Source organism: Bacillus sp. FSL L8-0654 (assembly GCF_038629965.1).
GTDB lineage: Bacteria > Bacillota > Bacilli > Bacillales > Bacillaceae > Bacillus > Bacillus safensis.
Genome location: NZ_CP152026.1, coordinates 557024 through 569581, shown reverse-complemented (window position 1 = coordinate 569581; position 12558 = coordinate 557024). Strand labels below are relative to the sequence as shown.

The 12558-nt window shown below is 39.1% G+C and carries 13 protein-coding genes and 1 pseudogene; 6 read left to right on the top strand and 8 right to left on the bottom strand.

Going from position 1 to position 12558, the window contains the following annotated elements; genetic code table 11:
- Positions 1-17: 17 nt before the first annotated feature.
- On the top strand, positions 18-491 hold the full coding sequence (locus tag MHH65_RS02780) for a GNAT family N-acetyltransferase (protein WP_098677653.1): 474 nt from the start codon (positions 18-20) through the stop codon (positions 489-491).
- Here the strand turns inward: MHH65_RS02780 and MHH65_RS02775 are convergent.
- The 3 genes from MHH65_RS02775 to MHH65_RS02765 form a co-directional block, all read right to left on the bottom strand.
- Positions 483-1271 carry a GNAT family N-acetyltransferase gene (locus MHH65_RS02775; protein WP_098677654.1) on the bottom strand — a complete coding sequence of 263 codons (789 nt, stop codon included), beginning with the start codon at positions 1269-1271 and terminating at the stop codon, positions 483-485. The two genes, MHH65_RS02780 and MHH65_RS02775, sit on opposite strands and share 9 nt — an antisense overlap.
- Before the next feature lie 140 nt (positions 1272-1411).
- On the bottom strand, positions 1412-2614 hold the full coding sequence (locus MHH65_RS02770) for an MFS transporter (protein ID WP_098677655.1): 1203 nt from the start codon (positions 2612-2614) through the stop codon (positions 1412-1414).
- A 31-nt stretch (positions 2615-2645) separates the two neighbouring features.
- Positions 2646-3251, bottom strand: a complete 606-nt coding sequence (locus MHH65_RS02765) for a TetR/AcrR family transcriptional regulator (protein ID WP_034284099.1) — start codon at positions 3249-3251, stop codon at positions 2646-2648.
- Positions 3252-3673: 422 nt separating this feature from the next.
- Between MHH65_RS02765 and MHH65_RS02760 the strand changes: the two genes are divergently transcribed.
- On the top strand, positions 3674-4126 hold the full coding sequence (locus tag MHH65_RS02760) for a helix-turn-helix domain-containing protein (protein WP_025093559.1): 453 nt from the start codon (positions 3674-3676) through the stop codon (positions 4124-4126).
- Between the two features lie 56 nt (positions 4127-4182).
- Positions 4183-5076, top strand: coding sequence for an alpha/beta hydrolase (locus tag MHH65_RS02755; RefSeq protein WP_098677657.1), 894 nt, complete (start codon positions 4183-4185; stop codon positions 5074-5076).
- Positions 5077-5111: 35 nt separating this feature from the next.
- Here the strand turns inward: MHH65_RS02755 and MHH65_RS02750 are convergent, their stop codons facing one another.
- Complete coding sequence (locus MHH65_RS02750) at positions 5112-6260, bottom strand: type II asparaginase (RefSeq protein ID WP_098677658.1); 1149 nt, start codon at positions 6258-6260, stop codon at positions 5112-5114.
- A gap of 267 nt (positions 6261-6527) precedes the next feature.
- Here MHH65_RS02750 and MHH65_RS02745 point away from each other — a divergent pair, with 267 nt between their 5' ends.
- The 3 genes from MHH65_RS02745 to MHH65_RS02735 are packed head-to-tail and all read left to right on the top strand — an operon-like array spanning position 6528 to position 8521.
- The gene (locus MHH65_RS02745; RefSeq protein WP_051627376.1) at positions 6528-7313 is read left to right on the top strand and encodes a S8 family serine peptidase; all 786 of its coding nucleotides are present in this window, start codon (positions 6528-6530) and stop codon (positions 7311-7313) included.
- Between the two features lie 9 nt (positions 7314-7322).
- Positions 7323-8180 (top strand): SAR2788 family putative toxin, encoded by an 858-nt coding sequence (locus tag MHH65_RS02740; RefSeq protein WP_051627377.1) that lies wholly within the window; start codon positions 7323-7325, stop codon positions 8178-8180.
- Positions 8165-8521, top strand: coding sequence for a hypothetical protein (locus MHH65_RS02735; protein WP_051627378.1), 357 nt, complete (start codon positions 8165-8167; stop codon positions 8519-8521). Before MHH65_RS02740 ends, MHH65_RS02735 begins: the two co-directional genes overlap by 16 nt.
- A gap of 299 nt (positions 8522-8820) precedes the next feature.
- Here MHH65_RS02735 and MHH65_RS02730 read toward each other — a convergent pair whose 3' ends face one another.
- The 4 genes and pseudogenes from MHH65_RS02730 to MHH65_RS02715 form a co-directional block, all read right to left on the bottom strand.
- Positions 8821-9582: an SDR family NAD(P)-dependent oxidoreductase gene (locus MHH65_RS02730; RefSeq protein ID WP_098677659.1), complete on the bottom strand. Its 762-nt coding sequence runs from the start codon at positions 9580-9582 to the stop codon at positions 8821-8823.
- 166 nt (positions 9583-9748) lie between these two features.
- Positions 9749-9877 (bottom strand): annotated as a pseudogene (locus MHH65_RS02725) (MmcQ/YjbR family DNA-binding protein); the annotation flags it as partial.
- A gap of 103 nt (positions 9878-9980) precedes the next feature.
- On the bottom strand, positions 9981-10874 hold the full coding sequence (locus MHH65_RS02720) for an alpha/beta hydrolase (RefSeq protein WP_034284107.1): 894 nt from the start codon (positions 10872-10874) through the stop codon (positions 9981-9983).
- Between the two features lie 201 nt (positions 10875-11075).
- Positions 11076-12515 carry a DHA2 family efflux MFS transporter permease subunit gene (locus tag MHH65_RS02715; RefSeq protein ID WP_046313989.1) on the bottom strand — a complete coding sequence of 480 codons (1440 nt, stop codon included), beginning with the start codon at positions 12513-12515 and terminating at the stop codon, positions 11076-11078.
- Positions 12516-12558 lie beyond the last annotated feature (43 nt).

Genomic DNA, 12558 nt, shown 5'->3' with positions numbered 1-12558 from the left:
CAATGGAGGTACTTCAAATGAACATTAGACCCATTGAGCAAAAAGACAACCCGTATATCGCAGCGATTATCCGCCAGTCACTAGAATCAGCGAATCTAGCGATTGAAGGAACAGCCTACACTGATCCCCAACTTGACCAGCTTTTCGAATACTATCAATCATTGACTCATGCAGCCTATTGGATTGCTGAAGAGCAGAGTGAGATTGTGGGCGGTATAGGGATTGCTCCATTTAAAAATGGAGTATGTGAATTACAAAAACTTTATTTAAGTCCAAAAGCACAAGGAAAAGGTGCGGGCAAAAAACTGATGGATACGGCGCTGGAGTATGCCTCTACATACTACGAAGCCTGTTATTTAGAAACCCGCCGGGAATTAACAGCAGCTATAGGCCTTTATCAGCGATATGGCTTTTCTCTTCTTTCAGAACCGCTTGAAGGCTCTGAGCATTCTGCAATGGATGCTTGGTATCTCAAAACCTTCTCATCTTGAACCATAAAACAATCGATAGGTTTTGAGCCTCTGAAAGCCTAACTTCTCTGCCAGTTTGATTGAAGCTAGGTGATGGACATCGCAATCCCAATGCGGTGTCCTCTTTTTTTCAAGACAGATGCTGATCATATGCTGAGCTGACAGCAGCGCTAAACCTTTTCCGCGATAAGACTCATCTGTCCAAATATCTATCTCCGCACGATCCATACTTGAAAAAATAGAGACGCATTCACTTACCACGTTCTCTCCATTTAAAATGGCAATCCCGATTCCCTTTGATAGAAAACGAGCTGTTTCTCCCCAATAGGCTTCGTAATAGCTAGGAGGGAAAGCACTGCTTGCAGTCATCACCTGCTCATTTGTCCGCTCTACTCTATAGCCTGGATGAGGCTGAGTGGCATGAGAATATGCCTGTGAATAAACGTACGCATGTCTTTCCATTTCATTCAGATGTAACCCAAGACATTTTTTCATCATTGCATCTGTTAATGGATTTGCTGAAAATAAGGTGAATCGGCCGTTTTGTCTTTTCTGCCTTTCGTACACATCCACAATGAAGGCTGAGCAGCGTAACAGCTCCGCTTCACTCCTTCCTGACACATAATAAATGCCGCATGAAGCTTCGAGAAAATAAACAAGCGGATGCGCTTCATTATCTACATAAAGATTTCCTTGAATAAAACCATCCATGACCGCATCTACAAACACTGGATATGCCGGATCAATCTGCCGAATTCCTTTTTTCATTGATGGTGTCTTTTGCCGTTCTAAGAGATGCACGATTTCTCCTCCTTTCCTTCCATTATAAAGAAAAAGCTGCTGACATTCAGGTCTCTTTTCAGCAAAAGGAATTCTTCTGCATCAATAACGCAATTAAAAAAAGAGACCTTAGTTAAAAGGTCTCTTACTTCTGCATGACATTATTCTGTCGCTGCCTCTTCTGACACTTTTCCCTTCCAAATCAGGGTTAAGCCTAATCCAAGAAATAAGACAACACCTGCGAATAGAAATGGGAAGTGAATATTTTGGTCAAATAAGATGCCGCCAAGTGCCGGCCCGAAAATCGTACCTAGGCTTGTGTAGGTGGAGTTCATTCCTGCGACAAATCCTTGCTGGTTGCCAGCGATTTTAGATAAGAAGGTCGTTAATGCTGGACGTAATAAATCAAACGCAAGGAAAATGACACATGTGACAATCAGAACAACCAAAAAGCCTGAAACAACAGTTGAAACGAAAGCAAGGACAGCCCCGATAATCAGACATAGCTGAATGACTCTTTTTTCTCCTAGGGCATTTACCAGTTTACCAAACACAAGTACTTGTATGATGACAGCCACAATCGAGCTGACGGTAATGATCACGGCAATATCTTTTGGACCAAATCCAAACTTATGATTTGTGAACAAGCTAAAGACTGTTTCATATGCAGATAGTCCAAATGCGAGGACAAACACAATGATAAAGGCGATGAGGTAGCTTGGATGAATTGATTTTTTCAAATCTTTAAAGAAAGTCGATTCTTTCACTTCATTCATTTGCTTCGCTCGCTCTTCTTTTGTTAAAGGCTCCTTCAGCATAAACATAGACGAAATAACGGCAATAAACGCAATCCCTGCCGCAAAGAAGAATGGCAGGCGTACGCCGTATTCTGCAATAAACCCGCCAATTCCCGGGCCAATGATAAAACCGGTACTAATGGCCGCAGAGACATAACCCATCGCCTTTGATCTTTCTTGAACGGTCGTAATATCTGCGACATACGCAGTGACAGCCGGCATAATAAATGCCGCACTAATACCGCCTAGAAGCCTTGCAACATACAGAACATACACGTGTGTACCAAGACCAAAAACGAGTTCTGATAATGCGAATAGAAACAGCCCAGACACAATCATAATCTTTCTTCCGTAGCGGTCTACCCATCTACCTGCAATAGGTGATGCGATGAGCTGAGCAACGGCAAACGCCGCCACAAGGTATCCCATTGTACTTCCTGTTAGATGCATGACATTCATGAATAGCGGCATGACAGGAATAATGAGACCGATGCCTAAAAACGCAATAAATATATTACTTAATAAAATAACGAGTACTGCTTTTTGCTCACGAATCGGTTTTTGCATGATGTTTGTTTCCCCTTTACTGACTCACTTGTTACTCATGATGGTTGATTCCGTGAATAAACAATGAGATCGCCTCTTTTTGTAACTCTTTCTTCTGCTCGATGGTGTCATTTTTATATAACACGTCTAATCCATAAAAAACGGAAAGTAATATTTTCACTTTTGACTCCACATGCTGGATTGACCAGCTGCCATCTTTGTTTCCTTCAAGTAAGATATCTCTCATCACATCATCAAAATCGACATCAATCTTGTTCAGCCGTTCCATGACTTCGTCTGATGTAAAGGCACTGGCACAAAATTCCTCACTCGCTCTCATTAATGGGTAGTTAATGCCCATTTGACTGAGCAGTTCTGCAAACCCGGCAAGCTTGTCGATAGCTCGGTTCAGTGTTTTCTTCTCCTCTTGCCACGTTTCCATCATCAAACGGTGATCCTCTTCCATAATATGAAGAAACAAAAACTCTTTTCCTTTGAAATGATGATAGAGATTGCCTTTACTCACCTCAGCAGCCTCTAAAATATCGCGCACGGATGTTTCTGAATATCCTTTTTTCGCAAATAAATCACGAGAAGCTGTGACGATTTTTTGCTTCGTCTTCTCACTCTTTCCAGCCCCGCTTTGTGTACTTGTCATGTGTCACAATCCCTTTCTACCCTGCATTTCTTCATACGGACAAAATAAAACCGACCAGTTGGTTTATTTTTTTATTATAAATGGATTTTCCTCATAATACAATGAAAAAAGCATTGGACTTCATAAGGAGTGATTCATGTGAAAACAAACAGAACAGTCATTTGCGCTATCACAAAAAAGGACTTATACGTATTTTTCTTCTGCGACCTTTTCATGGCTACTTTGGCGTACTACGTGTTCAAATTCAAGCCAACGACATTTTATGAATGTGCGGGAGTCATGGGAAGTATTCTTTGTCCCTTTTTGATGAAAAAGTGGATATACCGGTGATCTCCCTTTCAAGTATATCCGTCATTCATTTAACTTATCTTTATATTTAATTTCACTTAAATATAAAGATTGCCTATAATAGAAGAGAGGTGATGTCATTGGATGAGGAAATCATTCATTACGGTAAAAAGATCATTGAATACTCGAATGCACTAGGCTCAATTTATGTAGAAGAGTATCAGCGATTTTTAAAACATGAGTATGCAGATTTATCAGCCAAACAAGAGCTGACACTTGAGCTATTGCGCACGAAAACGAGAACAATCAATGAATTAGCTGATTACTTTTCGATTTCTGCCAGCGCAGCTAGCCAGCTTGTATCAAAGCTTGAGAAGCTCGGCTATGTCAAACGAGAAATTAATCCACATAACCGAAGAGAAATCATTGTTGATTTTGCTCAAAAGGGCCATGACTATCACAAGAATACGGAAGACATTCAACTGCACCTTATACAAAAATATTATGCAAAGCTTCCAAAAGAAGATTTAAAAACATTACTATCTCTATACGAAAAAATCTATCAGATTGCAAAAGAAGCGCCTTAATACGGTGTTTCTCTCATCAACACTTAAGTTATCTAAACTATTAAGGGGATGAAAATATGCAAAGCATTCATTTACAAGATGGCCGGTACATCGGTTTGACTCAATACGGTGATCTTGAAGGGTTTCCAGTATTCTTTTTTCATGGGACACCTGGATCAAGAGTGATGTTTTTAGATGATGATCCAATCTCTCAAGAACTCGGCATTCGTCTCATCTGTGTTGATCGACCTGGATTTGGTTTATCTACCCCTCTACCTGACCGTACAATTTTAGACTGGGCAAAAGACGTGCTAGAAGTGGCAGATGATCTTGGTATTCAACATTTTTCAGTGATGGGTGTATCTGGAGGCGGCGCATTCGCTGCTGGTTGTGCCTATCAATTGCCGGATCGCGTCCTTTCAGCTGCACTGATCTCAAGTACAACCCCTTTTCAGAACGGGAAACCGCCGAAAAACATGCTGAAAGAAAATAAATTAGCCTTTTTCCTTAGTAAGAAGTTTCCTTGGCTATTGAAAGCAAGCTATCATTCCCAAAAGAAAATGATTGAGAACAAACCAGAGAAATTTAAGAAGCTGGCCAAAAACGGTAACAAGCATTTACATCCGTGGGATCGGCAATTCCTTCAAACCGATGAGCAGTTAGAGATGATGATGACCCATTTATACGAAGCAACTCGTCAATCGGTGGATGAATGTATTCGTGAACCCATTTTACTCTCGAAACCATGGGCATTCGATATGAAAGATATTCAAATCCCTGTTGATGTCTGGCACGGAAAAGAAGATACAATGGCTCCATTTGTAGAAATAGAAAAAATAGCTCAGGCGATTCCAAACGTCAAAACCCATTATATAGATCAAGCGGGGCACTTTCTTACTGATGTAGACGATATTTGGCGAGATATTTTACTCTCTTTAAAGGAACGTGCTGAACATCAGAAACATGCATAAAAAAAGACCCAATATGACTTGGGTCTTTTTCTTCATTAATACTGTTCATAATACCTTTGCACTTTAACTGGATCTTTTGTCTTCGTCAGTGCCAGCATGAGCAGAATACGTGCTTTTTGCGGGTTTAATGAATCAGAGGACACAAAGTGATGTTCATCATCCGTTTTTTCGCGGGTGACAATTCCATTCCCCGTACGGCTTGATCTCACAACAACCACATCTTTTTTCACTGCATCTGTTGCCCCTTTGATGGCTTCTGTAGACATCGTTCCATTTCCAGCTGCAGCCACGACAATCCCTTTCGCACCTGCTTTGACTGCGGCATCATACATATATTTTTGATCATTTTGATAGCCGTATAAAATATCAACTTGCGGCAATTCTTTTATCTTTGATACATCAAATTCACTTTCAGTCGTATGTTTTCTTGTCGGTTCGTTATAAAAGGACACCACTTCACCAGTAACTTCTCCGATGTATCCTTGCTCAAGTGACTTGAAGGCATCGGTTGTGGTCGTGTTTGTTTTTGTAACAAATCGAGCTGATGCAATTCGGTCATTTAATGTGACCATGACCCCTTTGCCCTTTGCTTCTTTGGCTGATGCAATTTTCACCGCATGATACAAGTTAAGCGGACCATCCGCACTGATTGCCGATGCTGGTCTCATTGAGCCAACGACCACCACAGGCTTATCACTTTTAACAACCAGATGTAAAAAGTAAGCTGTTTCTTCAAGTGTATCTGTTCCATGCGTGATGACAATGCCATCTACTTGATCATCTTTTAATAGTTCATTCACTCGCTTGGCTAATTTTAAAAGAAGAGCGTTATCAACATTTTCACTGCCGACATTCGCAACCTGCTCACCCGTGACATTTGCAATATCCTTCAGCTGTGGAACGGAAGCAATGACTTTATCAATGCCGAGTGAACCAGATTTATAGCCCGTCGTATCTGTATCACTGTCTGAACTGCCAGCAATCGTCCCGCCTGTGGCTAATACCTTAATATTTGATAAGGACTTATTCCCTGTTTCAACGACCTTGTTTTTCTCTTTTGTTTCATTGGATGCGTTTTCTTTTTCGCTTTGAGTATTTTCTTGAGTTCCCGTGTTCGCACAGGCTGCTGTCACCAGTAATAAAACAGAAAGAAGGACAGCACCTAACCATTTTGTCATGTTCATTGGATCATCTCTTTTCCTCATTTGATGGATTTCATGGCTAAATCTCTTTCTATAGGCTTTACTTTATACCATACCTTCATTCATCGGCATGAGGCAAAAGGTATAGAACCAAATGCTGGGAATAATCTTTATATTTTTAATGAGTTACTTTAAAATATAAACAAAATTATAAAAATAAACTAATTAACCTTAAATTTACCTTAACAAAATTATTTATATATGGAAAAAGTTAATTACGTGAGTAGAATATACTATAAAGGAGGTAATATGAAAATAAAGTTTATTTTTCTTTTCTTGTTCATCATATTCACAATTGTTTTCATTTACATACCTAAAAGTGATCACAACATTAAAATAGCAGTCATAGATAGCGGTATTGACGTAAATCATGTTGATGTTTCTGTTATAAAGCGCTTTGATAATAAACAAACAGTGATGGATTCTTTCGGACATGGTTCTGCTATTGCTGAAATTATTAATAAAAACAATGAGAACATAGATTTTTATGATGGAAATATTTTAGACGAGAATGGAAACACAAGTGTAGAAACTTTAATCAAAGCATTAGATTGGTGTATTGAAAACAAAGTGAATCTCATCAATATGAGTTTTGGTCTTTCTGAGAATAATGTAAAACTTAAAAAAAAGATTGACGAAGTCGTTAGTCATAATATTTTAATTATAGCTGCTGCAGGTAATAAATTTGGTTTAAAAAGTGATTATCCTGCTCGTTATAATAACGTGATTTCTATTTCTGCTGTTGATTCTAAAAATAAGATATATAAATTTGCAGCTAAAGGAAAAATCGACTTTGTTTCTCTTGGTGTAGATGTAGAAACAGTGAAAATAAAAAAATTGGCTGAAGTTAAAGTTTTAAGCGGTACTTCTTTTGCTACAGCAAATGCTACAGGGTATATTTCCAAGCTAATACCAGATGACTTTTCGCTACCTTTTAAAGATATTCTTCACAGATTAAAACAGAAAACTCAAACGCTGAATAATGACGAACGAGATTCAACCTATGGTTATGGCCTATTATTAAATAAGAATTAGGAGTATATGATGTTTAAGAATATTATTAAAGTAATATGTTTAGTAATGATATTTTCAATTATTGGACCTAGCATTTCTAATGCGACTATGAATTCAAATGAACATGACGAAATTAATTCAAATGCTATTAACACTCTACAAAACACGGGAGAATTGCATAGTACAGAGGTCATAAAAAACACGAATAATGAACAGGAACTTGAAGTAAGTGTTGAAAACGAAAATTTATTGATCAACAGTAAAGTGATTTTATCTCAAGAATCAGAACAATTACCAATGGTTGAGGCTGAAATTGTTGATGAAGACACAAAAGAGACTGTAAAATATAATTTTGAAATAGCAGATATTGATGTTGCTGAAAAAAGCGACCCTCATCTCTTATTAGTGGATATTGAAACTGGCGAGGAGTACACAGTAAGTGACTCACAAATTCAAGCATCATGGTATCCTTTAGTAGTCGTAGCAATCTATATTGCTCGTGTTGGAATTAACCAAGCAATAAAGAAGTTTGGTAAAACTGCTGTTAAAAATGCTGTTAAAAAACATGGTAAGAAAACCACTACTTCAAACGCAGTCAAAAAAGTGAGTATGTCACGACTAGACTATCATTATAAGAAACACAAAAAAGAATTTGGTAACATTACCAAATCTGAGTATTTAAATAAAGCACGCAAACTATTAGGAGCAAGTAAGAGCAACAATATTTTAGAAAAGAAAAGCAAGAAAAAATTTAATGGTAAACACCGTTATTATAAATATAATAAAAAAACAAATGAATTTTTATCTGTAGAGAAACAAAAAGATAAAGATGTCATTATCACTTTTTTCAAGCCTAAAAGAGGAATTAATTATTGGAAGGACCAGTAGAAATGAATAAAAACGTTTGTTTAATTTGTGGCTATAATGAATTAGAAGAAAGACCTTACTATTCCGATTTTGCAGGTAGTAACGAGATTTGTCCATGTTGCGGTTTTGAGTTCGGAGTAGATGATTTTGATTGTGATGAATTTGATCATGAAGGGTTAACAGACCAAGAAATTGTTGAAAAATCCCATATCATTTGGAGAAAACATTGGATTGAAAACGGACTAGAATTGTTCAATCCTCAAATCTTTTCTCCAGAATTTCGAAACGGAAAATTTTTAAAAAGAGATTACTTAGAGATTCAAATGAAAAAGAATCTTGGATTAGATTTTAATGACATTTAAATGGACAAAGACCACTCAGGTTTTATTCTGAGTGGTTTTCATATTTTAATATATGTCTTTACTACAGCAAAAAAGCATTTAATGTGTAGGTTGTTTTTATTAGGCGTTTTCAGTGATCCAAATACGCTTGACCCAGCAGACATCTTTCAGTGCAGTGATCACTGTTAATCTGGTAAGGGTAGCTGACATACCTCTCCACTTGTTACATACGTCACCAGATCCCCTCCTATGCTTGTACACACAGTCAATCATGCCATAAAAAAAATCACTGAGGAAATCTACCTCAGTGATGGGAATCGTTATTTCATACTTGTACCAGCATGTGAAAAGATCGGATCTTTTAATTCAAATTCGAATGTCTTTCCGTCCACAATACCGACTGTTTTTTCACTATCATAAAGCTCAAGCAGACAAGCTGCCATTTCTTTTGATGTATGATATTTCTTGAAATTGCCTTCATATTCAAATTCGTCTACATCCAATGAACGCTTTGCAAATTCTGATTCTGTCGCGGAAGGTGCTAATATTTTCGCCTGTAATTTGGCTCCTTTTCCTTTCAACTCTAGTGCCAGTCCTTCTGTAAAGGCACTCACGTAAAACTTCGTGGCTGAATAGGTGACGGCATTGCCGACGACTGTATAACCGGCTCGTGAAGAAATGTTAATGAGCTGCGCTCCCTCTACTTGCTCATAATCACGAACAAATAAGGTGGATAGAATCGTTAATGCTTCGATATTCAGATGAAGCATATCCCTTATTTTACTTAAATCTTGTTCTCCTATAGAGCCAAAGTGACCAAACCCTGCATTATTAATGAACGTATCCAGCTCATAATCTGACAATGATTCATAAAATGAATACACTTGCTCTATGTTTGTTAAATCGACTGACTGTATGACTACTTTGATATCGGGATATTGATCATGAATCTTCTTCTTCAATTCTTGGAGTTTATCAAGCCGCCGTGCAGCTAATATAAGATTTTCCCCTCGTGCTGCAAAGGCGAGAGCCGCCTCATATCCAATACCTGAGCTTGCTCCTGTAATGACTGTATAACTCATTTTAAATCCCCCTATTCGCGTCTTCTAACTGGTTAAATTATAACGACAGCGTTTCGCTCAAGTCAATTTTGAAGAGAGTCAAAGGGCAGCATGTCTAACTTAGGACAGCTCCTCAGTCATTTCCTTTTGAATCATTTTGGAGGATATCATGTTGAGATTTTTTTGTTCATTTTTGAAAAACCAATTGGTAGGAATGTTCGATTAACTCCTCTACAAATGAGGATGGAATGTCTGCATCAAGGTAAATGGAATTCCAATGAGTCTTATTCATATAGTAGCCAGGGATAATTCCTTGAGGAAAGATATCTGACCCTTTTTACATTCACTTTTCTTTTTCAGAAACAGTAATAAAAGCACAGGCCCATTGTCTCCTGTGCTTTTGAATCACTCTACTTTTCTTATTCAAACGCCTTCTTTAATTGATCCCCCATCAGATGCCAAGCTTCTTCAGCTATGGCTAAATCTCCGGCGTGCGTGAAGCCGTGTGGAACGCCTTTAAATTGTTTGTACGTGACGTCTACCCCAGCTTCTTTTAACTTGGCAGCATATTGCTCGGCTTCTTCAGCCAGCGAATCCTTCTCTGCTGTGATGACGAGAGCTGGAGGCATTTGTGCTAAGGATGAACGATCTGCAAAAACCGGAGAAACGAGCGGATTGTGCGGATCTTGGCCTTGCAGATAGAAGGAATTAAAGAGTCTCGCCAATTCAACTGGGATCGCTTCTTCAAACGCTGGCTTTTGTGCTGGATCAGTGGCTAGATCAAGCGGCGGATAATCAAGCACTTGATAGGCAATTGGGAGTGTATTTCCTCTTTGAATATTCAATAGACAAGCAGCCGTTGCCAAATTTCCTCCTGCGCTATGTCCGCCAATGGCTAATGCATTCCGATCGATTTGAAGCTCCTCAGGATGTTCATACAGCCACTTCATTACATCGTAGCATTCATGAAGAGCGGCTGGGAAAGGGTGCTCGGGTGCAAGCTGATACTCGACATTGACGACGATACATTGCGCCCGGTCTGCAATGACTGGACACCAGGGATTATCCATTTCAGCACTGCCCATGATAAATCCGCCGCCATGTAAATTCACAAAAACAGGAAGCAGCTGTTTTTGTGTGTTCACTGGCTTAAATACCCACACCTTTGTTTCGCCAGCACTTGTTGGAATGTCATATTCCATTTTGTTCACTTCAGGAGGATTTACTGGCTTTAGTTCCGATTGACTCGCTAATGAACCTTCAGATGGCTGGCGTAATGACGCAGCGATTTTGATTTGTTCTTCTAAGTTCATGATCTCAGACTCCTATCTTATTCATTTCTTAGTTACTCATTCTTTTCCTTTTCCTCTTTTCCTCTTTTCCTCCTACTGAACCAACAGCAAATTTTCAATGTTCACTTTTTACCTATCTCCCCGTTTTTACTCTCTTTGAAACAAGCATTGAGCAAATAAAAAAGCACTGCGGCGCTATGCCCTCAGTGCTTTTCATTTCTCTTATGATACTTGTTGTTCTACCTTCACTCGTTTAATGAAGAAAGCAATAATCAAACCGATGATCGTCATGATCACTGCAAAGATAAATGCATGCTGGACGCCATTTGTAAAGGCGAGCAGCTGATTCACCGGATTTGCGGGATCAGACACATTTTCCATAAAGCTGCGGGCGCCTGAAGAAAGGATCGAGATACCGACCGCAGTACCAATGGCTCCTGACACCTGCTGCAATGTATTCATAATCGCTGTACCATGCGGATATAGCTCTGGCGGCAGCTGATTCAATCCATTTGTTTGAGCAGGCATCATGATCATCGCGATTCCGATCATTAATGTAATATGAAGGGTGACAATGAATCCAATCGACGTATTCACACTTAGATTCGTAAAGCCAAACATCGTCGCTGCGACAATGACAAGACCTGGAATGACAAGCCATTTTGGACCAAACTTATCAAATAGACCACCCATGATTGGAGATAGGAGTCCGTTGATAATTCCACCTGGCAATAGCATTAAACCTGCTGTAAATGTAGAAAGCGCCAAGGATGTTTGCAGATACAATGGTAAAATCATCATAGCAGACAGCATCACCATCATACACACTAAAATCAGAAGTAACCCAATGACAAACATTGGATATTTAAACGGGCTTAAGTTCAGCATTGGTTCTTTCATGTTCAACTGTCTTAAGGAGAACACAAGAATCCCTATGACACCTACTACAATTGCCACGATCACATGCATACTGCTCCAGCCGCCGCCTTCACCGGCACTGCTAAAGCCATACACAATTCCGCCGAAACCAATGGTTGAAAGCACAATTGATAAGATATCGATTTTCGGTCTTGTTGGTTCTGTAATATTTTGCATAAAGATATAACCAAATACGAGTGCAGCCATTAATAAAGGAAGTGAAATCCAGAAAATCCAATGCCACGTCAGCGATTTCAGAATAAGACCGGAGACGGTTGGACCGACTGCTGGTGCAAACATGATCACAAGACCAATAATCCCCATCGATCTGCCTCGTTTATGAGGCGGGATGATGACCAAAATCGTATTAAACATCAATGGCAGAAGCAATGCTGTACCGACTGCCTGCACGACACGTGCTACCATTAAAATACTAAAGACCGGCGCAACCGCCGCAATAAATGTTCCGATGATTGAAAAGACGAGCGATGTAATGAAAAGCTGTCTTGTCGTAAACCATTGAAGAATGAGTCCTGAAATCGGTACGAGAATACCAAGTGTTAATAAATATCCTGTTGTCAGCCACTGAGCAGTCGTCGCTTCAATTCCAAAGTCTAACGTTAAACTTCTCAGCGCCATGTTTAATGCCGTTTCACTGAACAGGCCAATAAATCCAGCCGTGATAAAAGAAATAATTATGGGCAGCGTTCGAATGTCAGAAGCTGCTGCTTTCTGTTTGTTCATATTAAGTTGGCTCCTTTTCTTTTTCAATTTAGATGAACCTTAG